Raw genomic sequence first — 26,195 nt, 5'->3', positions numbered from 1 at the left:
CATTCGTTTAAAACCTCGGAAGCCTTCCGCTTCCGATCGCATCAGAGCCCGGCGCACCATAATTTTGGTCGACGCCTGTCTTCTCGCCCTCCACGTGCAAGCCCGAACGCCTTTGCCGCTCGGGAGGCTATCGTCCGGTGCTACTTGGAGGCAGCCGGCAGCGGCTCCGGCTTGTCGGAGTTCTTGTTCAGATAGGCAATGATGTCGGCCCGCTCGCTGTCCTTCGGCACGCCGGCGAATCCCATGGCCGTGCCAGGGATGTATCCCTTCGGGTTGGCGAGGAACTTGTTCAACTCCTCGAAGGTCCAGGTGCCGCCCTTGGCTTTCATGGCCTCCGAGAAATTGAACCCGCGGCCCTGGCCGCGCGGCTCCCCGACGATGCCGTAAAGGTTGGGACCCACGCGATTCGGTCCACCCTTCTCGAAAGTATGGCAGGCGGCGCACTTCTTGGCCGCAGCGGCGCCGTTCTCGGCCGACGCCGTCTGCAGCAGCTTCGCGATCGAGGGCTCGGCAGCGGGCTTGGCCGCATTGTCCGCTTGCTTGGCGCCGCCGGCAGCCGCGGCCGGCTCTTCCTTGACGTCAATCTTGAAACCCGGCTTCGCCGGCACGACTGGCGCGAAAATAGCCTGGGCGACGAAATTCATCACCAGCACGAAGATGCAGGTGCCCAGCAACACGCCGAGAAATTTATTGATATCGAAGGAGTCCATGTTGGCCACTCCAGGTCCGTGGTCAGGCTCCGAGTCTTTGAAGTCGGCTGTCGGGCCGGCCGACGCCGCGGAATGCCGCCGGAACCGCTGGGCCAGATCGCGGGAGCCGGCGGGACGAGATAACGGTTTGCCGGTGTCCTGACAACCCGTATAAACGCCGCGGCCTTTGAAAGTCCTGCCAATTCCCGATCCCTCACTTCGGGCCGTGGAACTCCCGACCGATGACCGAGAGCCGCACTCTGGTGCTGATTCCAGCCCGTATGGCCGCGACCCGGCTGCCCGGAAAACCCTTGCTGGATATCGGCGGCCTGCCGATGGTCGTCCATGTCCTGCGGCGGGCCGAGACCGCCGGCATCGGCCGCGTCGCGGTCGCCACCGACACTCCCGAGATCGCGGCCGCCGTGACGGCCCATGGCGGCGAAGCGATCATGACCCGCGCCGACCACCCGTCCGGGTCCGACCGCGTGTTCGAGGCGCTCGGCAAGCTTGATCCCGAAGGCCGTATCGAGACGATCGTCAACCTGCAGGGCGATTTCCCGACCATCCGCCCCGACATTATCCGCGACGTGCTCCAGCCTCTGGCCGATCCCGCGGTCGATATCGCGACGCTGGCCGCGGAAATCCACACCGACGAGGAAGCCGCCAATCCGAACGTCGTCAAGGCCGTGGGATCGCAGGTCGCGCGGCGCCGGCTGCGCGCGCTCTATTTCACCCGCGCCACAGCGCCTCACGGCGAAGGTCCGCGCTACCATCACATCGGGCTTTACGCCTATCGCCGCAAAGCCCTGCAACGCTTCGTCGAACTGCCGCCCTCGCCTCTGGAGCAACAGGAACGGCTCGAGCAGTTGCGGGCGCTGGAAGGCGGGATGCGGATCGACATCATGATCGTGGATGACGTGCCGCGTGGCGTCGACACTCCCGCCGACCTCGAAACCGCTCGTCGGCTGCTCGCTGCTTCCGGCCAAACTGCCCGCTAAAAACGCTATCGCCAAAACCAGAGCGGCTGATAGAAGACCCTGATGACCAAGACCATGAAAATCGCATTCCAGGGCGAGCCTGGCGCGAATTCGCACATCGCCATAGCCGATGCCTATCCCGACGCCGAGCCGTTGCCATGCGCGACTTTCGAGGACGCGTTCGCCGCGATCGCATCGGGCGAAGCCGCCCTCGGCATGATCCCGATCGAGAACTCGGTGGCCGGTCGCGTCGCCGACATTCATCATCTGCTGCCGCAGTCGGGACTCTTCATCGTCGGCGAATACTTCCTGCCGGTCCGCCATCAATTGATGGCGCCGCGCGGCGCAGCGCTTTCGGACATCAAGACCGTCGAAAGTCACGTTCACGCGCTGGGGCAATGCCGTCGCATCATTCGCAAGCTCGGCATCCGGCCGATCGTGTCGGGCGATACCGCAGGCGCCGCCCGCATTGTCGCCGAACGCGGCGACCCGAGTTGCGCCGCGATCGCCTCGCGCCTCGCCGCGCAAATCCACGATCTCGATATTCTCGCCGAGGATGTCGAGGACGAAGCCCATAATACCACGCGTTTCGTGGTGCTGGCGCGCGAGGCCCGCTGGGCCGAGCAGGGATCCGGACCGCTCGTCACCAGTTTTGTCTTCCGGGTGCGCAACCTGCCGGCCGCGCTCTACAAAGCCATGGGCGGCTTCGCCACCAACGGCGTCAACATGACAAAACTCGAAAGTTACATGGTCGACGGCAATTTCTTCGCAACGCAATTCTATGCCGACGTCGATGGCCACCCGGACGATCGCAGCCTCGTTTTCGCGCTGGAGGAGCTGAAATTCTTTTCCAAGGAATTCCGCATCGTCGGGGTTTATCCGGGGCACCCGTTCCGCGCGACCTTCCGCGAACAGGCGGACTGATCGCAGATCGCGTGGCGCTTGCATTTCGATGATGGGAAGGGCGACTGCGATCTTTAGGTTAGCTTAGCAATTCCCAATGTCGTCTGTGAAAATTATCGCAATAAAACAACTTATTACTGAATAATCTTGTTGCCCACTCGACTGGTACTTAGGCCTATTTATCCCCATATATCAGGATTATTGGGCTATTTCCCACCACATCAGACCTGGTTTCTGGGCTATTCTATCTGGAATGCCTTTATTGAACCGTCGGTCGTCGATGCGCGAGGGCGTTTTTCCGAAACCGTCCGCCCGGCAAACTTGAGGCCGACGCGGTGGAGTTTGACCAGCTATGAACGATCCTTCTGCCCCGGTGCATGACGGCATTGCCGCGCAAAAACACCCCGCGATCTCGTTCGAGTTCTTTCCGCCCAAGACCGAGGAGATGGAGCGCAATCTGTGGGACACCATCACCCGCCTCGCGCCGCTGGACCCGAGCTTTGTCTCCGTCACCTACGGCGCCGGCGGGTCGACCCGCGAACGCACCCATTCGACGATCGCGCGCATCCTGTCCGAAACCGAACTGCGGCCGGCCGCACACCTCACCTGCGTCGGCGCAGCGCGCGGAGAAATCGATGAGATCGTCAGCCGCTATCGCGACATCGGAGTCCGCCATATCGTTGCGCTGCGGGGAGACCCGCCGGGCGGCGTCGGCACCGCCTACAGCACCCATCCCGAGGGTTACCGCAGTTCGGCCGATCTCGTCGCCGGCATCAAGCGGCGGCACGGCGACATTGAGGTCTCCGTCTCGGCCTATCCCGAGAAGCATCCGGAAAGTCCCGACATCGATGCCGACATCGATGTCCTCAAGGCCAAGGTCGATGCCGGCGCGACTCGCGCCATCACCCAGGTTTTTTTCGATAACGACCTCTATTTTCGCTACCTCGATCGCGTCCGCGCCCGCGGCATCGACATTCCGATCGTGCCCGGCATTATGCCCATGCATAACTTCAGACAGGCGAGAAACTTCGTGACAAAAGCCGGCACCACCGTGCCGTCCTGGCTCGCTGAAAAGTTCGAGGGCCTCGACGACGACGCCGAAACGCGCAAGCTGGTCGCGGCGACCGTGGCGGCGGGACAGGTGCAGAAACTCGCCAAGCGCGGCGTCGATACGTTCCACTTCTACACCATGAACCGCGCCGATCTCGTCTTCGCGATCTGCCATCTGCTCGGCATCCGCCCGGACGCCGCGCGGAAGGCGGCATAATTTTATGTTCAGTCATGCCCGGCCTTGTGCCGGGCATCCACGTCTTGGCAGTCGATATCTTTGAAAAGACGTGGATGGCCGAGACCATAGGCGAGCGACGTCGTTCTTCGAACGGCTATGCCCGGCCATGACGAATTGCAATCAGGTGATCTCGTGATCGACAAAGCAACCTCAGTAGCCGACAAACTCCGCGCACTCGCACGCGAGCGCATTCTTGTGCTCGACGGCGCCATGGGCACCATGATCCAGGCGCAGAAATTCGACGAAGCTGCTTTTCGAGGCGAGCGCTTCAAGGATTTTCACCGCGACGTGCGCGGCAACAACGACCTCCTTATCCTCACGCAGTCGAAGGCGATCGAGGACATCCACGCGCAATACCTGCGCGCGGGCGCGGACATCGTCGCGACCAACACGTTTTCATCCACTTCGATCGCGCAGGCCGACTATGAGATGTCGGACCTCGCCTACGAACTCAACCGGGAGGGCGCGAAGCTTGCGCGCGCCGCCGCTGCCCGCGTCAGCGCCGAGGACGGCAGGCCGCGTTTCGTCGCCGGCGCGATCGGCCCGACCAACCGCACCGCGTCGATCTCGCCGGATGTCGCCAATCCCGGCTACCGCGCCGTCACCTTCGACGACCTGCGCAAGGCCTATGGCGAGCAGATCAACGGCCTGCTCGACGGCGGTGCCGACCTGCTGCTGGTCGAAACCATCTTCGACACGCTGAACGCCAAGGCCGCGCTCTACGCCATCGCCGAAATCTGCGAAGAGCGCGGCATCGACATTCCAGTGATGGTCTCCGGCACCATCACCGACAAGTCCGGGCGGCTCTTGTCGGGCCAGTTGCCGGAAGCATTCTGGCACTCAGTGCGCCACGCGAAACCAATCACCATCGGCTTCAACTGCGCGCTCGGCGCCGAAGACCTCCGCGCGCATGTCGCCGAGATCGGCCGCGTCGCCGACACGCTGGTTTGCGCCTATCCGAACGCGGGTCTGCCCAACGAGTTCGGCGAGTACGACGAAAGCCCCGACTACATGGCGCGGCTGATCGGCGAGTTCGCAGCTGCCGGCCTCGTCAACATCGTGGGCGGCTGCTGCGGCACCACGCCCGATCATATCGCGGCAATCGCTGCCGCCGTCGCGCCGCACAAGCCGCGCGTCGTGCCGGTCATCGCACCGCGGCTGCGGCTGTCGGGGCTGGAGCCGTTCTCGCTGACGGCGGACATTCCTTTCGTCAATGTCGGCGAGCGCACCAACGTCACCGGTTCGGCCAAATTCCGTAACCTCGTCAAAGCCGGCGACTACACCGCCGCGCTCGACGTCGCGCGCAGCCAGGTCGAGAACGGCGCGCAGATTATCGACGTCAACATGGACGAGGGGCTTCTGGACTCGGAAGCGGCGATGGTCACCTTCCTCAACCTGATCGCGTCCGAACCCGACATCGCCCGCGTGCCGGTGATGGTCGACTCATCAAAGTTCTCGGTGATCGAGGCCGGGCTGAAGTGCATTCAGGGCAAGCCGGTGGTGAACTCGATCTCGCTGAAAGAGGGCGAGGAGAAGTTCCTGCACGAAGCGCGGATCGCGCGCCGCCACGGCGCGGCTGTGGTGGTGATGGCATTCGACGAAACCGGACAGGCCGACACCTGCCAGCGCAAAATGGAGATCTGCAAACGCGCTTACGACATTCTGACGGAGAAGGTCGGCTTCCCGCCGGAAGACATCATCTTCGATCCGAACATCTTCGCCATCGCGACGGGTCTGGAGGAGCACAACAACTACGGCGTCGATTTCATCGAGGCGACGCGCTGGATCCGCCAGAATCTGCCGCACGCCCATATTTCCGGCGGCGTCTCCAACCTGTCGTTCTCGTTCCGCGGCAACGAGCCGGTGCGCGAGGCGATGCATTCGGTGTTCCTGTATCACGCCATCAAGGCGGGCATGGACATGGGCATCGTCAACGCCGGGCAGATGATTATCTATGACGACATCGATCCTGAACTGCGGCAGGTCTGCGAGGACGTCATCCTCAACCGCGATCCCGGCGCGTCGGAGCGCCTGCTCAATCTCGCGGAAAAATTCCGTGGTCAGGGCAAGCAGGCGAAGGAAGCCGATCTCTCATGGCGCGAATGGCCGGTGGAGAAACGGCTGAGCCATGCGCTGGTCAACGGTATCACCGAATATATCGAACAGGACACCGAGGAAGCGCGGAAGTCGGCCGATCGCCCGCTGTCGGTGATCGAAGGCCCCTTGATGGCCGGCATGAACGTGGTCGGCGATCTGTTCGGCGACGGCAAGATGTTTTTGCCGCAGGTGGTGAAGTCGGCGCGCGTCATGAAGCAGGCGGTCGCCTACCTGATGCCGTTCATGGAGGAAGAGAAGGCGCGCAACCAGGCCGCCGGCATCGACGGCGCGAGCAGCACGTCCGCCGGCAAGATCGTGCTCGCCACCGTCAAGGGCGACGTCCACGACATCGGCAAGAACATCGTCGGCATCGTGCTCCAGTGCAACAACTACGAGGTGATCGACCTCGGCGTGATGGTGCCGGCCGCCAAGATCATCGAGACGGCGAAGGTCGAGAAGGCCGACATCGTCGGCCTCTCCGGCCTGATCACGCCATCGCTGGACGAGATGGGCTATTTCGCAGCCGAGCTGGAGCGGCAGGGCCTTGACCTGCCGCTGTTGATCGGCGGCGCGACCACCAGCCGCGTCCACACCGCGGTGAAGATCGACCCGAACTATCGCAACGGGCCGGTGGTGCACGTCAACGACGCCAGCCGCGCCGTCGGCGTGGTCGCCTCGCTGATGTCGCCCGAGCGGCGCGAAGCTTATGCCGCAGGGGTGCGCGCCGAATACGAGAAGATTTCCGCGGCCCATTTCCGCGCCCAGCAGGACAAGAAACGGCTGCCGCTCGCGGCCGCCCGCGCCAATGCGGTGCCGATCGACTGGAGCACCTACCGTCCCGTCAAGCCGACCTTCCTCGGCACCAAGGCATTCACCGACTATCCGCTGGAAGAACTGGTTGACGTGATCGACTGGACGCCGTTCTTCCAGGTCTGGGAGCTGGCCGGACGGTACCCTGCGATCCTCGACGACAAGACGGTGGGCGAAACCGCGCGCGCCCTCTACGACGACGCCCGAAAAATGCTGGATCGAATCGTCAAGGAGAAATGGTTCAAGGCCTCCGGCGTGATCGGCCTCTGGCCCGCCAACCGCATCGGCGACGATATCGCCGTCTACAGCGACGAGACTCGCACCACGCAGATCGCGACCTATCACACGCTGCGCCAGCAGCTCGAGAAACGCGAGGGCCGCCACAACGCCGCGCTGGCGGACTTCATCGCGCCGAAGGAGACCGGCATCGCCGACTATATCGGCGGCTTCGCCGTCACCGCCGGGCTCGGCGAGGATGAAATCGCCGCGCGCTTCAAGAACGCCAATGACGACTACTCGTCCATCCTGGTGAAGGCGCTGGCCGACCGCCTCGCCGAAGCCTTCGCCGAACGGATGCATCAGCGCGTGCGCACGGAATTCTGGGGTTACGCGCCGGACGAGGCGCTGACCAACGATCAGCTGATCAGGGAAGAATATAAAGGCATCCGCCCCGCGCCCGGCTATCCGGCGCAGCCCGATCACACCGAGAAGGCGACACTGTTCCGCCTGCTGGACGCGACGCGCGCCACTGGCGTCGAACTGACCGAGAGCTTTGCGATGTGGCCGGGGTCCTCGGTCTCCGGTCTCTATTACAGCCACCCCGAGAGTCAGTATTTCGGTGTCGGCAAGATCGAGCGCGATCAGGTCGAGGACTATGCCGCGCGCAAGGGGATGGAGGTCGCCGAGATCGAACGCTGGCTGGCATCGATTTTGAACTACATTCCCGGCCAGTCCGGAAAGCCCGCCACGACGCCGGTGCCACCGCCCGCCAACGACGCATCCGCCGACGTCGCCGATCATCCGCCGGGCTGCCAGTGCGCGGTCCATTTGCAGCTTCGCAAGACCGCGGCGCGGGCGGGATGATCGCGAGATAGCTGATGGACACCTCCGCGATCGCCGCCGCACTGCTGCATTCGTCGGCGGACGCGGTGATCGCCACCGATCGCGATGGCACGATCACGTTCTGGAATCCCGGCGCGGTCAGGATCTTCGGCCATTGCGCCGATGAGGCGACCGGCCGATCGCTCGACCTCATCATTCCGGAAAGCCTGCGTGCCCGGCACTGGGCCGGATACCACGAGGTGATGCGGACGGGGCAAAGCCGTTACAGCGGCGGCGACGTGCTTGCCGTTCCCGCGCTTCACAAGGATGGCCGGCGTATCTCGCTCGAATTCACCATCGTGCCGGTGAAAGACGCCGCCGGCCGCATCACCGGGCTGGTGTCGGTGCTGCGCGACGTCACCGCCCGCTTCGAGGAAATCCGCGAACTGCGCCGCAAGTGCGCCGCGTCAGATCCGCGCTAGAGCCCTTCGCTTTCCGATCTCGACAACGCTGTAACATCCGCGTCCGTCAACTCAGCCAGCTCACTCGCCCGGTGGCGAGATCATGCATGGCCGCCGCGACCCGCAATTCGCCTTTCGCCGCCAGCGCCTTCAGGATCGGGCTCCGCTTTGTGAGCGCCGCCACGGCCATGCGCGAATTGGTCTCGGCCACCGCCTGAACGAAGGCGTCGTTTTTCGACGAAGGCTTGCCGTCGGCCTTGGTGGCCGAGACCGCAGGCCGGATATGGGCGAGCGCGCCGGTCAGATGACCGAGCTTGACGCCGTCGATCGCGCCCTTGATCGCACCGCAACTGGAATGTCCGAGCACCACGATGGCGCGCGCGCCGGAGACCTGGGTGGCGAACTCCAGACTGCCGATGATGTCATCGTTGATGAAATTACCGGCGATGCGGGCGCAGAACACATCGCCGATGCGCTGGTCGAACACCAGTTCGGGCGGCACCCGCGAATCGATACATCCGACGATAGCTGCAAACGGAGCCTGCGTCTTCGCGGTTTCACGAACCTGTGTCATCAGATCGCAGTTGACCGTCGCGCCGGTGACGAAACGATCGTTACCGGCCTTGAGCCGCGCGATCGCCTCGTCGGGACTGATGTGCTGCTGCCGATCCGGCGTGAACACCGCGCAGTCCGCGGTTTCGGCGCGCGCGCTTCCCACTGAAGCGCCGGCAAACAGGGCAAGCGAAGCACACTGGCAGAACAAGCGGCGGTTCAACATCGATAATCTCCTTCCGGGACCGGCACCTTGTCGGCACGACGCGCCCGGTATGGCGTGCGACAACAAAGGCCTGATCGTAGCGCGGCTTGCTTAACGATGCGTCCAAACGGTCGTTCGAACTGCGTCGATTCCCCGTCGCAGACCCCATGAGGTCGGCAGTTTGGACATCAGCGCGGCGCGATCCGTGAGGTTTACCGAGCCTCGCTTTCATCGCTCGCCAGCACGCCGCGCACCGCCGCCGCCCATCCCTTGAGTTTTCGGGTGCGCGTCGCCGCGCTCATGGCCGGCTTGAAGCGGCGCTCGAGCCGCCAGTTGTCGGCGAATTTCGAAGGCTCCGGGAAAACCCCGACCGATAGCCCCGCGAGATACGCCGCGCCGAGCGCCGTGGTCTCCTGAATGACGGGCCGGTCGACCGGCGCATCGAGCAGATCGGCGAGGCGCTGCATGGTCCAGTCCGACGCGGTCATGCCGCCGTCGACGCGCAGGACGGTATGCGCGGCATCGGCGTCCGGCCAGTCGGCACGCATCGCCGCCCACAAATCAAAGGTCTGGTAGCAGACGCTTTCCAGTGCCGCGTGGGCGAGTTCGGCCGGCCCGGTGTTGCGCGTCAGGCCGAACAGCGCGCCGCGCACGTTCGGATTCCAGTAAGGCGCGCCCATGCCGACAAAGGCCGGCACGAGATAGACCGATTGCGTGGCGTCGGACCTGTCGGCCAAGGGTCCTGTCTCGGATGCCTGCTTGATCAGACCGAGCCCGTCGCGCAGCCACTGCACCGCCGAGCCCGCGACGAAGATCGAGCCTTCCAGCGCGTAGGTGCGCTGGCCGTTCAACTGATAGGCGATCGTCGTCAGCAGCTTGTTCTTCGAGGCGACCGGCGTGGCGCCGGTATTGAGCAGCGCAAAACAGCCGGTGCCGTAAGTCGACTTGATCATGCCGGGTGCGAAGCATGCCTGTCCCACCACGGCGGCCTGCTGGTCGCCGGCGATGCCTCGAATCGGGATCGGCGCGCCGAACAGCCCGGTGACGCTGTCGCCGAACTGCGCGGACGAGTCCTTCACCTCCGGCAGCATCGCGCGCGGCACCCGCAGGATGTGCAGAAGCTCGTCATCCCACTGCCCGGTGTGAATGTTGAACAGCAGCGTGCGCGAGGCGTTAGTGGCATCTGTCGCGTGGACCTTGCCGCCGGTCAGCCGCCACAGGAGGTAGCAGTCCACGGTGCCGAACATCAGTTCGCCGCGCATCGCGCGTGCGCGCGCGCCCGGAACATGATCGAGAATCCACGCGACCTTGGTGCCGGAGAAATAGGGATCGATGATCAAACCGGTTTTCGCCGCAATCGCGGACTCATGGCCCTCGGCCTTCAGCCGCGCGCAGACATCGGCGGTGCGACGGTCCTGCCAGACGATGGCGCGATGCACCGCCTGTCCGGTGGCGCGGTCCCAGACCACTGTGGTCTCGCGCTGGTTGGTGATGCCGATGGCGGCGATGTCCTTCGGCGTGACGCCGGCCTTCTTGATCGCCTCGCGGCAGGTCGCAACCGTCGAGGTCCAGATATCCTCCGGCTCGTGCTCGACCCAGCCCGAGGCGGGGAAGTGCTGCGGGAATTCCTGCTGGGCTATCGCGGCGATAGAGATATCGCCGCGAAACACGATCGCGCGCGAGGAGGTGGTGCCCTGATCGATGGCGAGAACATGGGTGGCCATGAGGGTTTCCCCGGAAGTGACATGCGGAATGATCGGCCAAGCAAGCGGATTGCGCCTCAGCGGTCAAGCTGGGTGCCGCCATTTTGATTCACGCTCCTGCTCCCGACAGGGTAAGATGCGGGGACGTTCGATCCGACCATGGCGACGGGACACATCGTGCGCCCGTTGCCCATCACCGTTCAACAACCGAAAGATCTTCGATGAGACTGGCAAAGATCATACTGGCTGGCTTCGCGCTCACCTTCATCGGTGCGACGGCCCACGCTCAAAAAACACCCGCAATCAAGGAAACGCCGCCGCCGCCGGGGACCCATAAAGGACTGGTGACGGTCGTCGACCGGCTCAACGGCACGATCGCGATTCGAGCGGAGCCTGATGCCGCGAAGGATGCAGCGAAGACTCCGGATGCCGCGAAAGCTCCGGACGGCGCAAAAGCAGAGGGAGAAAAAGCAGAGGCACCGAAAGCCGAGGCGACGAAAACAGAGGCGAAAGCCGACGGCCCGACCGAGCAGTTCAAGATCGATATCAAATTATCCGAGACCGTGCATGCCGGCGACAAGGTGAAGTACTCGGTCAGCGATAGCGGCGATCCCAAAACCATTACAAAGATCGAGGCGGAGTAAGGCCCGGCACGCCGCGCTACCTGCGCAATGCGAGCCCCCGAAAGATCAACCGTCGTTCCGGACCGCCCCAGCGGCGATCCGGAAGTTCTTCCATCCTTCTGGGGATTCAAAATCTGCGTTTCCGCGATTTACTGCACCACCTCGAACAACCCGGCCGCGCCCATGCCGCCGCCGACGCACATGGTGACGACGGCATACTTCGCCTTGCGGCGCCGTCCCTCGATCAGCGCGTGACCGGCAAGGCGCGCGCCCGACATGCCGTAGGGATGGCCGACCGAAATCGCTCCGCCGTCGACATTGAGTTTCTCCGGATCGATGCCGAGCCTGTCGCGGCAATAGATCACCTGCACCGCGAAGGCTTCGTTCAGTTCCCACAGGTCGATGTCATCGACGGTGAGGCCATGGCGCTTGAGCAGGCGCGGCACCGCGAACACCGGACCGATGCCCATTTCATCGGGCTCGCAGCCGGCGGCGACGAAGCCGCGGAAGATACCGAGCGGCTTTAGATTGCGCTTGGCGGCTTCCTTGTCGCTCATGATCACGGCGGCGCTGGCTCCGTCCGACAACTGGCTGGCATTGCCGGCCGTGATCGTGAAGCCCTCGCCGCGCACCGCTTTGAGGTTGGCCAGACCTTGCGCCGTGGTGTCCGGGCGCGGACCTTCGTCCTGCGACAGCGTCACATCCCTGAACGAGACCTGCCTGGTCTCCTTGTCGGCGACCGCCATCCTGGTCGGGATCGGCGCCAGTTCGTCCTTGAACCTGCCGGCCTGCTGCGCGGAAGCTGTGCGGCGCTGGCTTTCCAGCGCGTATTCGTCCTGCGCCTCGCGCGGGATGCCATAGCGCTTCGCCACCACTTCGGCGGTGTCGATCATCGGCATGTAGACCTCACCCTTGATCTCGAGCAGCGCCGGATCCTCGAAATGAAAGGTGTTGGCGTGTTCGTTCTGCACCAGGCTGATCGACTCGCCGCCGCCGCCGACCGCGATCCCCACGCCGTCGAACAGGACCGAACGGGCGGCCAGCGCGATCGCCTGAAGGCCGGAGGCGCATTGGCGATCGATGGTGGCGCCGGCCACGCTCACGGGAAGTCCGGCGCGAAGCAGCGCCTTGCGGGCGACGTTGCCGCCGGTCGCGCCCTGCTGCAGGGCCACGCCCATCACCACGTCCTCGATCTCTTTCGGATCGAGCCTGGCGCGGGCAACGGCCTCGCCGATCGCATGTCCGAGCAGGGTCGCCCCTTCCGTGGCGTTGAGCGCGCCGCGATAGGCCTTGCCGATCGGCGTGCGGGCGGTGGAAACAATCACGGCTTCGGTCACGGCAATCTCCTGTCAACCTTGTGGGCTCTTATCGCGATTATCGTCACGGCGTCTTGCTCTCGGCCAGCGACGCGAAGGTCCTGCCTTCGGCCGCGAGGCGCCTGAGCAGCGGCGCGGGCTCGAGCGAAGGATCATTGGTGGCGCTGGCATAAAACGCCAGACGGTCGGCGATGTATTTCAAGCCGATCCGGTCGGCATCATACATCGGGCCGCCGCGATAGACCGGCCAGCCGTAACCGTAAAGCCAGACCACATCGATGTCGCCCGGACGCGCTGCGACGCCCTCCTGGAGTATGCGCGCGCCCTCGTTGACCATCGGGAAATTCATGCGCTCCAGAATCTCGTCGTCGCCGATGTCGCGCCGCGTCACGCCGAGCCGCGCGCAGGTATCGAGGATCAGCCTTTCAACCTCGGGATCCGGCAGCGGCGCGCGCGAGCCGCTTTCATACCTGTAATAGCCTTTTCCGGTCTTCTGTCCGAATCGGCCGGCTTCGCACAGCGCGTCGGCAATGTCCGACGTGATGCCGCGATCCTTGCGCGAGCGCCAGCCGATATCGAGCCCGGCGAGATCGAGCATCGCGAACGGCCCCATCGGCATCCCGAAGCGGGTGACGACGGCATCGACCTGCTGCGGCAGCGCCCCCTCGAACAGCAGCTTGTCCGACTCGGCAATGCGGGCGGCGAGCATGCGGTTACCCACGAAGCCGTCGCAGACGCCGACGACCACCGGCACCTTGCCGACGCGCCTGGCGACCGCCACCGCCGTCATCAACACGTCCGGCGCGGTCTTCGCACCCCGGACGATCTCGCACAGCCGCATGACGTTGGCCGGCGAAAAGAAATGCATGCCGAGCACGTCATGCGGCCGCGCCGTGACGGCGGCGATCTCATCGATGTCGAGATAGGAGGTGTTGGAGGCCAGCACAGTTCCCGGTTTGGCGTGCGTGTCGAGTGCAGCGAACACCTCCTTCTTCACCGCCATGGTCTCGAACACCGCCTCGATGACGAGATCGGCATCCCTGATATGTTCGAGGCCGACCGCGCCGGTGACGAGATCCATGCGCCTCGCGGGCTCGTCCGCCGCGATGCCGCCGCGCGCAGCACTCGTCTCGAAATTCCTGCGCATGATGGCGAGGCCACGCTGCAACGGCTCGTCGGCCGTCTCGATCAAGGTGACCGGAATGCCGGCGCTGACGAAGGACATCGCGATGCCGCCGCCCATGGTTCCGGCGCCGATGACGGCGATGCGCTCGACCTTGCGCGGTCCGGCCCCTTCGGGAACGCCGGCGACCTTTGCAGCCTCGCGTTCGGCGAAGAACGCATGGCGCTGCGCCTTCGACTGGTCGCCGTTCATCAACCTGAGAAAAAGCGCGCGCTCTTTCTCCAGCGCCTCGTCGAACGGCGTGTCGAGCGAAAGACCGACGGCCTCGGCGGCCGCGAACGGTGCCTCCAGGCCCCGCGCGCGTCTGGTCATCTTCTCCACCGCGTCGGTGAAGATCGACCGGTCCGCCTTCGCCGCCTCAATTTTGCTGTCCTCATCGCGCAGCCGCCGCAGCGGACGCTGCTCCGCCAGCACCTTGCGCGCAAATGCTTCGCCGCCAGCCGCGGGCTCTTCGACGATCGCGTCAATCAGCCCATGCTCAAGCGCCTCGGCGGCCGAAATCGGCTCGCCGCCGACGATCATCCTGACTGCAAGCTCAGGGCCCACGGCGCGAGGCAGCCGCTGGGTGCCGCCCGCGCCGGGCAGCAGGCCGAGTTTCACCTCGGGCAGGCCGAGCTTCGCCTCCTTGGCCGCGACGCGGAAGTGGCATCCAAGCGCAACCTCGAGCCCGCCGCCGAGGGCAGTGCCATGGATCGCGGCAACGGTCGGCTTCGGAGAGTTGTCAAGCGCCGCAATCACCTCGGCGAGCGCCGGCGGTTGAGGCGGCTTGCCGAATTCGGTGATGTCGGCGCCGGCGATGAAGGTCCGCCCTGCGCATCTCAGCACGATCGCCTTCACCGCGGAATCGGCGACCGCTGTCTGCACAACTTGCAAAACCCCGCGGCGAACCGCCGCACTTAATGCGTTGACCGGAGGATTGTCGACCGTGACGACGGCGATCTCGCCGTGACGCTCAAGTTCGACCACTTCGCTCACGACGTTCTCCCCGGCGATTTCCGAATGAGTTCGCGAGCGGATACGTTGTCCCTACGCTCGCGGGCCTTGACGCGCTGCTTCATTTCATCCCAATGACGGCCCGCTTGGCAATCGGAAAACACCGAGGCTTTCCTTCGGGGGACGCAGTGCCGGACCGAGCGCGGAAGGAAGCCCTTAACCGTCTTTGCAAGACGTGCATTTCCGGCACTTATGGACGATCGTTCGCGTCACGATATTGAACCCCGGCGCGCGCCAATGGTAATGAATTCAAGGCCGTGCGGGATCGCAGCGCCACATTCGAAGACCGAGACCAGAGAACTGATAGCGGGAGGCGGTTTCGCGTGTGGGCGAGGAGATCAGGCAGAATATCTGGAGCGCGTCGAAAGCCGCCCGTTCGCCGCCGGAGCCTTGCGCGCCGTGCGGGTCGCCGATGACGGAGGATCGATTCGCACGGAGCCATGAACCTCTGCTCTCGGTTCGCGACCTCAGTGTCGCATTCGGCGGCATCGTCGCACTGAGCGGCGTTTCTTTCGACATAAAGCGGGGACATATTCTCGGCCTGATCGGCCCGAACGGCGCAGGCAAGACCACGCTCTTCAACTGCCTCAGCCGACTCTATCGGCCGAGCACCGGCGACATTCTGATGGAGGGCGTGAGCATTCTCACCCGGCCTCCGCACCGCATCGCGGAGATCGGCATCAGCCGCACGTTCCAGAACGTTGCGCTGTTTCCCGATCTCTCGGTGATCGACAACGTGCGGATCGGAACGCATTCGCGCAGCACCGGCAACATCGTCAGCGATTCGCTGAAGCTCGGCCGAGTCCGCCGCCGCGAGACCGCGCTGAACCGCAAGGCCGACGAGATTCTCGGATATCTGGGTCTGCGCGCCGTAGCGCACGCCGTGGCGGCGGAATTGCCGTTCGTAACGCAGAAGCGGGTCGAACTGGCTCGCGCGCTGGCGGCGGAGCCGAAGATCCTGTTGCTCGATGAACCAGCCGGCGGCCTCAATCACGACGAGGTTCACGGGCTCGGCGAATTGATCCGCCGCATCCGCGACGAGCGCGAAATGACCGTGCTGCTGGTCGAACATCACATGGGACTCGTGATGTCGACCGCCGATCACGTGGTCGCGCTCAATTTCGGCAGGAAGATCGCTGAGGGAACGCCATCGCAGGTTCAGTCCGATCCGCAAGTGATCGAGGCCTATCTCGGACGCAGCGACCGATGACCGCGATGCTGGATGTCAGAGGTCTTCGAGCCTGGTACGGCGAGGCGCAGGCGCTGCGCGGCCTCGAATTCCGTCTCAGCGAAGGCGGCGTGACGGCGCTGCTCGGCGCCAATGGCGCCGGCAAGACCACAGTGCTGCGCGCGATCTGCAACATGGTGCGCACGACGGGAACGATCGCGTTCGAAGGCAGGCCGCTCGAAGGCCTGTCGACCGCGAGCATCGTCCGCCTCGGCATCGCGCATGTGCCGCAGGGACGCGGCACCTTCACCACCATGACGGTCGAGGAGAATTTGCGGCTCGGTGCGATCTCGCGATCCGATCGGCGCGGCATCATCAATGACACCGAGCGAATGTACAGCCACTTCCCTGTTCTCAGGGAACGCCGCAGGCAGCAGGCGGGAACGCTGTCGGGCGGCGAGCAGCAGATGCTCGCGGTCGCCCGGGCGCTGATGCTGCGTCCGCGCCTGCTTCTGCTCGACGAACCGTCATTCGGCCTCGCGCCGCTTGTGGTGCGCGACGTGTTCGGGATTCTCGGCAAGATCAACCGCGAGGACAAGGTCACCATCCTCGTGGTCGAGCAGAACGCGCAGCTCGCGCTGGAGCTCGCCGATACCGCCTACGTCATCGAGACCGGACGGATCGTCATGTCCGGCAGCGCCGCCGACATCGCGAACAACGAAGACGTTCACAAGTCGTATCTGGGATATTGAGAGATGGAGCTGCTGGGCAATCAGATACTGGCGGGCATCGCCACCGGCGCGATCTATGCCTGCATGGCGCTGGCGCTCGTGATGATCTACCAGGCGATCGGCCAACTGAACTTCGCCCAGGGCGAGATGGCCATGTTCTCGACGTTCATGGCCTGGCAGATGATCCATTGGGGAGCGCCCTATTGGGCGGCGTTCGTGCTGACGCTGATGCTGTCGTTTGCGGGCGGGGTCGTGATCGAGCGGCTGTTGTTCAGGCCGCTGGCGAAAGCGCCGATCCTGACCAACCTTGCAGGCTTCCTCGCGCTGTTTGCGATCATCAACAGCGTCGCCGGCTTGATATGGGACTTCACCATCAAGCCTTTCCCCTCGCCGTTCGGGTCGTCGCCATTCCTCGGCAGCCAGCTTGTCTCCACGCATCAGGCCGGCATGATCGGCGTGATCCTGCTGGTGCTGGCGGTCCTGTTCGTGTTCTTCCGTTTCACGCGGATAGGCCTTGCGATGCGGGCCGCGGCAATGCAGCCCGAATCGGCGCGGCTGGTCGGCATCGATACGGGCCGGATGATCGCGCTCGGCTGGGGAATGGCGGCCGCGATCGGCGCCGTCGCCGGAATGCTGATCGCGCCGGTGGTGTTCCTGGATCCGAACATGATGGGCGGCGTGCTGATCTACGGCTTTGCCGCGGCCGTGCTCGGCGGCCTCTCCAGCCCGCTCGGCGCCGTCGTCGGCGGATTCCTTGTCGGCATTATCGAGAACCTGGTCGGAACCTACATTCCCGGCGTCGGAAACGAGCTGAAGCTGCCGATCGCGCTGGCGTTGATCGTCATCGTTCTGGTCGTCAAACCGTCGGGCCTGTTCGGCCGTCAAGAGATCAAACGGGTATGATGGTGGACGCCAGCCGCAAAACGATCTCCGACGCGCCTCCGTCCGACGCCGGTGCCGGACGAACCTTGACGCTCGGCACCGGAACGTCGCTCGTCATTCTGCTGCTGTTGCTCGTCGCGCCATTGTTCGTGAAAAACTTCATCGTCTTTCAGCTCACGACGGTTCTGATCTACGGCATCGCCGTTCTGGCGCTGAACATCCTGACTGGCGGCAGCGGTCAGTTTTCGCTCGGGCACAGCGCCTTCTATGCGCTCGGCGCCTATACATCGGCGATCCTGATCGAGCACGCCGGCGTGAACTACGTGCTGACGCTGCCGGTTTCCGGCATCGTCTGCTTCGCGGCAGGTTTCCTGTTCGGCCTGCCCGCATTGCGTCTCAGCGGCGTCTATCTCGCGCTGGCGACGTTCGCGCTCGCCGTCGCGACGCCTCAGCTTCTGAAACTTGGCGCCCTCGAGCCCTGGACCGGCGGCGTTCAGGGGCTTGTGGTCGACAAGCCGGATGCGCCGTTCGGCCTGCCGGTCTCGCAGGACGCCTGGCTCTATTATTTCACGCTTGCGATCACGATCGCGATCTACATCGCTTCCGTCAATCTCCTGAGCTCGCGCTCGGGCCGCGCCATGATGGCGATCCGCGACAACGAAATCGCGGCCGCCGCCATGGGCATCAACGTCGCGCTTTACAAGACGCTGGCGTTCGGCGTCAGCGCCGGCATCACCGGAATCGCGGGCGGACTTGGCGCCATCGCCGTGCAATACGTGGCGCCCGACAGCTTCACCATCCAGCTCGCCATCGCGCTGTTCCTCGGCATGGTCGTCGGCGGCGTCGGCTGGCTGCCGGGGTCACTGGTGGGCGCCGCCTTTATCGTATTCATTCCGAACGTCGCCGAATCCATCTCGAAGGGCCTGTCAGGCGCCGTGTTCGGCGTCCTGCTGCTGGTCGTCATTTTTCTTGTGCCTGACGGTGCAAGACAGGTTGCGCAGGCGTGGGGGAATGTGATCGGAAGACTCAAAAAAAGGCTGAGGAGAAAGCAATGTCCGTCAGGCAACGACTGAGAATCGCCGCGCTCCTGGCGGCGGCCGTCGCCATCGCCGCCGCAAGCGGCAGCGCCCTCGCGCGGAAGGCATACGACACCGGAGCGACCGATAGCGAAATCAGGATCGGAAACATCATGCCGTATAGCGGGCCGGCGTCCGCATACGGCATCATCGGCAAGACCGAGGCCGCCTATTTCAGGATGATCAACGACAAGGGCGGCATCAACGGCCGCAAGATCAATTTCATCAGCTATGACGATGGCTACAGCCCGCCGAAGACGGTGGAGCAGGCGCGGAAGCTGGTCGAAAGCGACGAGGTGCTGCTCATCTTCAACGCGCTCGGGACGGCGACCCAGACCGCCGTACAGAAATATATGAACGGCAGGAACGTCCCCCAGCTCTTCGTCGCGAGCGGCGCCAGCAAGTGGAATGACCCGAAGCAGTTTCCGTGGACAATGGGCTGGCAACCGAGCTACCGCATCGAGGCGCGGATCTTCGCAAAATACATTCTCAAGACCAGACCGGACGCCAGGGTTGCCTTGTTTTATGCCAATGACGACTTCGGCAAGGACTACGTGAGCGGCCTCAAGGACATCTTCGGCGACAGCTGGTCCAGGATCGTGACCGCCGAGGAGAGCTACGAGAACAGCGAACCGTCGATCGACTCCCATATCGTCAAGCTGAAGGATTCGGGAGCCGATGTCCTCGTCAATATCTCCACGCCGAAATTCGCCGCGCAAGCCATCAAGAAGGCCGCGGAGATCGGGTGGAAGCCGATGCATCTTCTGACCAACGTCTCGATTTCGATCGGCGCCGTCATGAAGCCGGCCGGCCTGGAGGCGTCCGAAGGCGTGCTCTCCGCCGGCTATCTGAAGGATGCCAGCGATCCGCAATGGGCCGACGACGAGGGCATGAAGGCGTTCATGGCCTTCGCGAACGAACACATGCCCGGCGCCAACATGTCGGACACCCACCTGGCCTACGGTTTCGCCGCGTCGCAGACGATGGAGCAGGTGCTCAGGCAATGCGGCGACGATCTGACCCGCGCCAATATCATGAAACAGGCGGCAAGCCTGAACGACTTCACACCGTCCACGCTGATGCCCGGCATCAAGGTCAATACCAGCGCCACCGATTTCGCGCCGATCGAGCAGCTTCGGATGATGCAGTTCAAGAACGGACGGTGGGTATTTTTCGGCGACACCCTCGAAGCTGCGACGAGCGATTAGCCGGAGCCTTTTCGCTTCTGATGGAATCAGAAGCGGGCTCCAGGTTTTTGTTTTGACGCTTTCCTTCACGCGAACCGGCTCCATCCTCGGGTCAAGCCCGAGGACATGCCTCGCTCGGAAACGCTATGGTCAGAACGCTGCCGCGAGTTCTCGCGCGCCCGGCTTGGCGCTGTTGCTGTCCATTCGGGCGTCGGTGACGGCCAGCAGTTTGGCCACCGTGTTGTTGCGGATCGCGACCGGATTGCGCTCGTAGCCCAGGCGCTGGAAAAAATTCGAGGTCGGCACCCGTTTCCGCATCGCCCGTGGCATCGTCACCATGTCGAAACCGGTGCCGTCGCCGGTGAGATTCATCATTTCCAGTTCGGCGGCGGTCAGCGGACGCGTGTAGCCCTTGTTGCGCGCGAAGACGACGGAGGTCAGGAGCTTGTGGGTTTGCAGCAGCGGGCCGACGTCGACATCCAGCACCAGCGCATGGATCGCCCAGCCTTTCGGCATATCGGCCAGCTTCGCATGCGCGCTCCAGGTATCGGGCACCGAGCGCGCATAGGCCACCATCCGCCGGACCGCCGCGATCTTGCGCTCCACCGCCGTCCGCTGCGCTCCGGAGAGCCGCGCCGCTCTTTCATCGAGCGCGCGCAGGATGTCGTGGCCCTGCTCGGCAAGCAACTCGACGCTGTTGGTGGTGAGTAACTGGTTGTAGCCGACCGCGGTCGAGATCGCGCGCGATCCCGGCCGCGACGAACTGAGGCCCGATTGCATGTCGTGATTGCCGTTGCCGCCGGTCTCGAACGAATAGACCCGAACCGCCTGCTCTTTCGTCAGGCCGGAGGCGCGCGCGACCTGCGCATAAGCGCGCTTGAAGTCCGCTTCAGTGCGGGGACGTTGCGGCACGAACTGGAACTGCTCCGCGGCTGCCTTCAGAAAATCGGCAACAACGGGAATGTATTTGCGTTGACGCGGCGGATGCTCCTCTTCCGGCTCCGGATTCACCGGGCGCGACGGCCCGGCATAGAGCGGTGGCTGGGTCAGCACGTAGTCGTCGAGCGTGACGGGCTGGCGCTCGCGCCGCCTGGCATTGCGAATGCGCCGTTTGTCGGCGATCGCGTTCCAGTAGGCGGTGGCCTCTTCCTCGAACGCCGCGCGCGCTTCCTGATAAGCCCTCAGCTTGCGGTGATAGTCCGCAATAGCCGCCGGAGTCGCGGCCTGCGCCATCGCGCCACGCAGCCCCGCGGGAGCCGCGTTCGCGGGAACGACGGCCAGCGGCGCAAACAGTAGCGCGCAGACAATGATCCGGTTGCAGCGGCGAATCGCTTGGCTCGGCATTCGGCCTGTTTAGCAAGCCCGCGGCAGATGTCATCACCGGGATCACGCGTAAAACCATAGAGCGCACGGTTGCGACAGCCGGCCGCGCGGTCGACGCGGCCGGCCATGTCCCGCCATGTCAGTAGATGCGAACGTGATTGGCCTCGAACGTGACCGGAAAATTGTTGCGATTCTGCAAGGTCAGGATCAGCACGACCCCGACGCCTCCCCGGTGATCCCAGTAGACCGCCCTGTCCGTTTGATGAAGGGGTTCCATCGTCGAATGATTTCTGTCGAGGTGAGGCGCGATCGAGACGTCGAAAAACTCGTTGGGTGCTTTCGAATCCCGTCCCCACCAGAAGGTGTACTGCTGACTCGAATTGGCGGGAATCGAATAGGTTCCTTGTTTATGGTCGATATTGGCCATGATGGTGGTCCTTCCTTTTGTGGTGTCGCCCGATGCGACGCCCGACAATGGGCGCCTCACACGCGCAAGGGCTGTGACATCACTCACACGCCGCCTGCCAGGCAGCGCTCTTTGGCTTTGAACTGGGGTGATGGCGAACTGGCCGGCGCCACCCACACTCGAACTTGATCGCGGCAGACTTGTTATCGCTGTCGCGGTATGCATCGGCATGGCGATATGAACAGCCGATAGCGACCTGCCGGATCGAGGCGGAGACAGAAAGCCAGATGTGCGTCCCGACAGCCTCGAAAACACCGATGCTGGATATCCGAAACCTGACCAAAACTTACCGTTCTGGGCAGGAGCGGATCGCCGTTCTTCGCGGCGCCTGCCTGCGCGTCGACGCCGGCGAGAGCGTCGCGCTGACCGGCGAGTCGGGAAGCGGCAAAAGCACCTTGCTGCATCTGATCGCGGGCCTCGATCAGGCGGATGGCGGCTCCATCCGTCTCGACGACACCGAGGTGACGGCACTGGCGGACCGGGGCCGCGCTGCGCTTCGCCGGAACCGGCTCGGCTTGGTCTTTCAGCAGTTCAACCTGATCCCATCACTCTCCGTCGCCGACAATCTGGCTTTTCAGGCGCGTATCGCCGGGCGTCACGACAGTCGCTGGCAAAGCGAACTTGTCGACCGGCTGGGTCTCGGCGATTTGCTGAAACGCTATCCCGAGCAACTCTCCGGCGGCCAGCAGCAGCGTGTTGCAATCGGTCGCGCGCTTGCGGTCAGGCCGCCGCTGCTCCTCGCCGACGAACCGACCGGCAACCTTGATGAAGCAACGGCCGATGAGGTCATGGATCTCGCACGCGATCTCATCAAACAAACCGGATGCGGCTTCCTGATGGTCACTCACAGCGCGCGGATCGCCGCGACGCTGGACCGGCAGGTCCTGCTCAGCGCTGGATTGATCGCGTGAAGCAGGGTTTATGGATCCTCGCTGTTCTGCTCAGCCATTGGCGCCGGCATCCGACGCAGTTGGCGACCCTGATGGTCGGCCTGATCTCCGCGACCGCGTTGTGGAGCGGCGTCCAGGCGCTGAACCAGCAGGCCCGCACCAGCTACGATCGGGCCGCGGCGGTCTTCGGCGGCACCAGACCAGCGATGCTGGTCGGACAGGATTCCACATTCTCCCAAAAACTCTTCGTCGATTTGCGCCGAGCGGGATGGTCGGTCTCCCCCGTGCTCGAAGGCCGTGTCCGCGTCGAGGGAAGGTCATTGCGGCTTTTGGGAATCGAGCCGGTCACGTTCCCGGCGGAGGCGGGATCGATTCCCTCGATCCGAACCTCGGATCTGCAAACCTTCATCGCACCGCCGGGCGAGGCGCTGGTCGCGCCGGAGACCTTGAGAGATCTTGGCGGCGCTGAAGGCACAATCCTTCGAACGGACGATGGCACATTGCTGCCGCCTCTCAAGGTTCAGGCGCAGCTCGCACCGGGCGTAGTGGTCGTCGATGTCGGAGTGGCGCAAAGCATTCTTCACCTGCCGGATCAGCTTTCGCGCCTGCTGATCGGTCAGACGCGCGGCCCCCGCGCCCCGCTCGAGGCCATCACCGGCGACAAGCTCAGATATGTTGCGCCGGACGCCGAAACCGATCTGGAGCGTCTCACCGACAGCTTTCATCTCAATCTGAGCGCCTTCGGCCTGCTGTCGTTTCTCGTCGGGCTCTTCATCGTCAACTCGGCGACCGGTCTCGCCTTCGAGCAGCGCATGCCGATGCTCCGGACCCTGCGGGCCTGCGGCGTGTCGTCCCGGATGTTGAACAGCACGCTGCTGGCCGAGCTGATGATGGTGGCGCTCGTGGCCGGCCTGATCGGGCTGGTCTGCGGCTATCTGATCGCCGCAGCGCTTTTGCCCGATGTCGCCTCCAGCCTGCAGGGTTTGTACGGCGCCCGCATTCCCGGCGAATTGACACTCAGGCCGCAATGGTGGGCTGCGGGACTCGCGATGAGCGCTGCCGGGACATTGGCGGCGGCTGCGACGAGCCTCCTGAAAGCGATCCGCGCTCCGGTTCTCGCGATGGCGCAACCTTATGCCCGCCAGCAGACGCAGCAGCGATGGCTCAACTGGCAAGGCGTCGCCGCCCTCGCGATGCTGGTTGCGGCGATCGCCGTGCTGATCGTCGGCAACTCGCTGGTGTCGGGATTCGCGGTTCTGGCGGCGCTGCTGCTTGGCGCCGCGCTGGCGCTTCCCGTGCTGCTCGCATTGGTGCTGCGGATCGGCGAGCGAAGCTCGCGCGGGCCGCTGGCGATGTGGTTCTGGGCCGACAGCCGCGAGCAGTTGCCGGGACTATCGCTGGCGCTGATGGCGTTGCTGCTGGCGCTCGCGGTCAATGTCGGCGTCGGGACCATGGTCGAAAGCTTCAGCAGGACCTTCGCCACATGGCTGGACGGCCGGCTCGCCGCGGATGTGTACGTCAACGCGCGCGACGACGCGCAGGCGCGCGACATTCAGGCACGCCTGCGCGCGCGGCCGGAGGTCACCGCGATCCTGCCGAGCGGCCGGGCCGAGATCGAGATCGGCGGCTGGCCTGTGGAGGTTCTCGGTCTCGCCGACCACGCCACCTATCGCGACCACTGGCCATTGCTGGAGTCCGCGCCCGATGCCTGGGACGAGGTCAAGTCGGGCCACGGCGCTCTGGTCAGCGAGCAACTCGCGCGCAGATTGAACCTGCGGCTGGGCGGCCGGCTCGATGTCAGCCCCCCCACCGGCACATGGCCCCTGAGCATCGCGGCGATCTACGCCGATTATGGCAATCCCAAAGGGCAGATCGTCGTCAACATCGATGCCTTCACAAGCCGGTTTCCGAACCTGCCGCGAACCCGCTTCGGCCTGCGCGTGACCCCCGGCAAGATCGGACCGCTGATCGACGACATGCGCAAGACGTTCCATCTCGACGAGAGCCGGCTGTCGGATCAATCCACGTTGAAAGCGGAATCGACGCAAATCTTCAACCGGACCTTCACGGTCACGGCCGCGCTGAACACGTTCACCCTCGGCGTCGCCGGCGTTGCCCTGCTGACCAGCCTTTTGACGCTGAGCAATTCCCGTCTTCCGTATCTCGCGCCGCTATGGGCGATCGGCCTGACCAGGCGACAGTTGGCAGGCATCGAGCTTCTCAAGACGCTATCCATTGCGTTCTTCACCGCGCTCCTGGCGCTGCCGCTGGGCCTGCTGGTGGCGTGGTGCCTGATCGCGGTGGTCAACGTCAGGGCATTCGGCTGGCGTCTGCCGCTCCATGTCTTTCCGCTGCATCTGGCCGAGCTTCTCGGCGTCGCGATGCTGGCGTCCCTGCTGGCGATGCTGGTGCCGGTCATCAGGCTGATACGCATGCCGCCGGCGGCGCTGATCAAGGTCTTCGCCGATGAGCGTTAGGGCACGACTCTCGCGACGCGCATTTGCGGCGGGACTGGCCGCGCTTGGACTCGGACGAAAGACCGCGTTGGCGCAGGGGTTCGCAGGCCTTGGGGTCGATGCGTCCGGATTCGCCGCGATCACGCCGGGCCGGCGCTTCGTGTTTCCGGCCGATCACGGTCCGCACCCGGATTACCGCATCGAGTGGTGGTACCTCACCGCCAATCTCAGCGACACGAAAGGCAACGCATACGGCGCGCAGTGGACCTTGTTCCGGCTGGCGATGCAGCCGGGGCCGCAGCGCGAAGGCTGGGCGAACCAGCAGATCTGGATGGGACATGCCGCCGTTACCCGCACCGACACCCACCGCTACAGCGAAACCTTTGCGCGCGGTGGCGTCGGTCAGGCCGGCGTGGACGCGGAGCCGTTTCGCGCATGGATCGATTCATGGCAGATGCGCGGGCTCGATCCGATGTCGGCGGTCGAGATAGCGCCGCTTCAGATTAACGCATCAGGCGTGGATTTCAGCTACGCGCTGAGGCTCGATGCGACGCGGCCGCTCGTGCTCGAAGGCGATGCGGGCTACAGCGTGAAATCCGAGCGCGGCCAGGCGTCCTACTACTACAGCCAGCCGTTTTTCACGGCGAACGGCACCCTTACGATCGACGGCAAGTCGGCGAACGTCAGCGGACGGGCCTGGATGGACCGCGAATGGAGCACTCAACCGCTGGCCTCCGACCAGACCGGTTGGGACTGGTTCGCAATGCACCTTGAGAGCGGCGAAAAGCTGATGCTGTATCGCCTGCGGCAAAACCGAAGCGAGCCTTATCTGACGGGCAACTGGATCGGAGCGGATGGGCGATCGGTCATGCTGTCCGCAAATTCCATCGCCATGACGCCGACGGCGACAACCGAGGTCGCGGGCCGCAAGCTGCCGACACACTGGCGCATCGCCGTTCGCGATCACGGGCTGGCGATCGAAACCGTCCCGCTGAATCCGGCAAGCTGGATGGGAACGAGCTTTTCCTATTGGGAGGGCCCGATCAGCTTCACCGGCACCCATCGTGGCGTCGGCTATCTTGAAATGACGGGTTATTGACCGAGGCCACCCGGCAAACGCGACTTCATGCGCGCACCCGTGGTTGTGAGGGCGACAACGACGCGTGCGGTTGCCA

Annotated in this window: 21 protein-coding genes; 14 read left to right on the top strand and 7 right to left on the bottom strand. The window is 64.3% G+C overall.

The genetic code is table 11. The features are described 5' to 3' along the window. Positions 1-140: 140 nt before the first annotated feature. Entirely contained in the window at positions 141-710 is a 570-nt protein-coding gene (locus ACS3WA_RS12625) for a c-type cytochrome (protein ID WP_438278864.1), read from the bottom strand. A gap of 221 nt (positions 711-931) precedes the next feature. On the opposite strand from ACS3WA_RS12625, the gene ACS3WA_RS12620 reads away from it, so the two are divergent. The 5 genes from ACS3WA_RS12620 (at position 932) to ACS3WA_RS12600 (ending at position 8,287) form a co-directional block, all read left to right on the top strand. Next, positions 932-1,687, top strand: coding sequence for a 3-deoxy-manno-octulosonate cytidylyltransferase (locus ACS3WA_RS12620; protein ID WP_438278863.1), 756 nt, complete (start codon positions 932-934; stop codon positions 1,685-1,687). A 42-nt stretch (positions 1,688-1,729) separates the two neighbouring features. After that, complete coding sequence (locus ACS3WA_RS12615) at positions 1,730-2,590, top strand: prephenate dehydratase (RefSeq protein WP_438278862.1); 861 nt, start codon at positions 1,730-1,732, stop codon at positions 2,588-2,590. A gap of 331 nt (positions 2,591-2,921) precedes the next feature. Beyond that, positions 2,922-3,836: a methylenetetrahydrofolate reductase [NAD(P)H] gene (gene metF / locus ACS3WA_RS12610; protein ID WP_438278861.1), complete on the top strand. Its 915-nt coding sequence runs from the start codon at positions 2,922-2,924 to the stop codon at positions 3,834-3,836. A 117-nt stretch (positions 3,837-3,953) separates the two neighbouring features. Further along, positions 3,954-7,847, top strand: a complete 3,894-nt coding sequence (gene metH / locus ACS3WA_RS12605) for a methionine synthase (protein WP_438278860.1) — start codon at positions 3,954-3,956, stop codon at positions 7,845-7,847. 14 nt (positions 7,848-7,861) lie between these two features. Continuing rightward, on the top strand, positions 7,862-8,287 hold the full coding sequence (locus ACS3WA_RS12600) for a PAS domain-containing protein (protein WP_438278859.1): 426 nt from the start codon (positions 7,862-7,864) through the stop codon (positions 8,285-8,287). 46 nt (positions 8,288-8,333) lie between these two features. Here ACS3WA_RS12600 and ACS3WA_RS12595 read toward each other — a convergent pair whose 3' ends face one another. Together ACS3WA_RS12595 and glpK are read right to left on the bottom strand one after the other, a co-directional pair. Further along, complete coding sequence (locus tag ACS3WA_RS12595; RefSeq protein WP_438278858.1) at positions 8,334-9,044, bottom strand: carbonic anhydrase family protein; 711 nt, start codon at positions 9,042-9,044, stop codon at positions 8,334-8,336. 191 nt (positions 9,045-9,235) lie between these two features. Then, entirely contained in the window at positions 9,236-10,747 is a 1,512-nt protein-coding gene (gene glpK / locus ACS3WA_RS12590) for a glycerol kinase GlpK (protein WP_438278857.1), read from the bottom strand. A gap of 200 nt (positions 10,748-10,947) precedes the next feature. Between glpK and ACS3WA_RS12585 the strand changes: the two genes are divergently transcribed. Further along, on the top strand, positions 10,948-11,370 hold the full coding sequence (locus ACS3WA_RS12585) for a hypothetical protein (protein ID WP_438278856.1): 423 nt from the start codon (positions 10,948-10,950) through the stop codon (positions 11,368-11,370). A gap of 128 nt (positions 11,371-11,498) precedes the next feature. Here the strand turns inward: ACS3WA_RS12585 and ACS3WA_RS12580 are convergent, their stop codons facing one another. Continuing rightward, a complete protein-coding gene (locus ACS3WA_RS12580) occupies positions 11,499-12,686 on the bottom strand; it encodes an acetyl-CoA C-acyltransferase (RefSeq protein ID WP_438278855.1) in 1,188 nt (395 codons plus the stop codon). Between the two features lie 43 nt (positions 12,687-12,729). Continuing rightward, entirely contained in the window at positions 12,730-14,823 is a 2,094-nt protein-coding gene (locus ACS3WA_RS12575; RefSeq protein WP_438278854.1) for a 3-hydroxyacyl-CoA dehydrogenase NAD-binding domain-containing protein, read from the bottom strand. Between the two features lie 430 nt (positions 14,824-15,253). Here ACS3WA_RS12575 and ACS3WA_RS12570 point away from each other — a divergent pair, with 430 nt between their 5' ends. The 5 genes from ACS3WA_RS12570 to ACS3WA_RS12550 are packed head-to-tail and all read left to right on the top strand — an operon-like array spanning position 15,254 to position 19,906. Next, a complete protein-coding gene (locus tag ACS3WA_RS12570) occupies positions 15,254-16,051 on the top strand; it encodes an ABC transporter ATP-binding protein (protein ID WP_438278853.1) in 798 nt (265 codons plus the stop codon). Beyond that, entirely contained in the window at positions 16,048-16,761 is a 714-nt protein-coding gene (locus ACS3WA_RS12565; protein WP_438278852.1) for an ABC transporter ATP-binding protein, read from the top strand. The genes ACS3WA_RS12570 and ACS3WA_RS12565 overlap by 4 nt, the downstream gene beginning before the upstream one ends. A 3-nt stretch (positions 16,762-16,764) precedes the next feature. Beyond that, a complete protein-coding gene (locus ACS3WA_RS12560; protein ID WP_438278851.1) occupies positions 16,765-17,643 on the top strand; it encodes a branched-chain amino acid ABC transporter permease in 879 nt (292 codons plus the stop codon). Then, positions 17,643-18,695: a branched-chain amino acid ABC transporter permease gene (locus tag ACS3WA_RS12555; RefSeq protein WP_438278850.1), complete on the top strand. Its 1,053-nt coding sequence runs from the start codon at positions 17,643-17,645 to the stop codon at positions 18,693-18,695. Before ACS3WA_RS12560 ends, ACS3WA_RS12555 begins: the two co-directional genes overlap by 1 nt. Next, positions 18,674-19,906, top strand: a complete 1,233-nt coding sequence (locus ACS3WA_RS12550) for an ABC transporter substrate-binding protein (protein WP_438278849.1) — start codon at positions 18,674-18,676, stop codon at positions 19,904-19,906. The genes ACS3WA_RS12555 and ACS3WA_RS12550 overlap by 22 nt, the downstream gene beginning before the upstream one ends. Positions 19,907-20,035: 129 nt before the next feature. Here ACS3WA_RS12550 and ACS3WA_RS12545 read toward each other — a convergent pair whose 3' ends face one another. Both ACS3WA_RS12545 and ACS3WA_RS12540 read right to left on the bottom strand, forming a co-directional pair. Further along, entirely contained in the window at positions 20,036-21,229 is a 1,194-nt protein-coding gene (locus tag ACS3WA_RS12545) for a hypothetical protein (protein ID WP_438278848.1), read from the bottom strand. Positions 21,230-21,347: 118 nt separating this feature from the next. After that, positions 21,348-21,635, bottom strand: coding sequence for a hypothetical protein (locus ACS3WA_RS12540; protein WP_438278847.1), 288 nt, complete (start codon positions 21,633-21,635; stop codon positions 21,348-21,350). A 296-nt stretch (positions 21,636-21,931) separates the two neighbouring features. On the opposite strand from ACS3WA_RS12540, the gene ACS3WA_RS12535 reads away from it, so the two are divergent. Genes ACS3WA_RS12535 through ACS3WA_RS12525 form a run of 3 tightly spaced genes read left to right on the top strand, consistent with a single transcriptional unit; the run spans position 21,932 to position 26,119 of the window. Next, a complete protein-coding gene (locus ACS3WA_RS12535) occupies positions 21,932-22,585 on the top strand; it encodes an ABC transporter ATP-binding protein (RefSeq protein WP_438278846.1) in 654 nt (217 codons plus the stop codon). Beyond that, positions 22,582-25,041, top strand: a complete 2,460-nt coding sequence (locus ACS3WA_RS12530) for an FtsX-like permease family protein (protein WP_438278845.1) — start codon at positions 22,582-22,584, stop codon at positions 25,039-25,041. The genes ACS3WA_RS12535 and ACS3WA_RS12530 overlap by 4 nt, the downstream gene beginning before the upstream one ends. Further along, entirely contained in the window at positions 25,031-26,119 is a 1,089-nt protein-coding gene (locus ACS3WA_RS12525) for a lipocalin-like domain-containing protein (protein WP_438278844.1), read from the top strand. The genes ACS3WA_RS12530 and ACS3WA_RS12525 overlap by 11 nt, the downstream gene beginning before the upstream one ends. Positions 26,120-26,195 lie beyond the last annotated feature (76 nt).

Origin of the sequence: Nitrobacter sp., assembly GCF_051535235.1 — a bacterium.
GTDB lineage: Bacteria > Pseudomonadota > Alphaproteobacteria > Rhizobiales > Xanthobacteraceae > Nitrobacter.
This window is presented reverse-complemented; position numbering and strand designations above follow the sequence as displayed.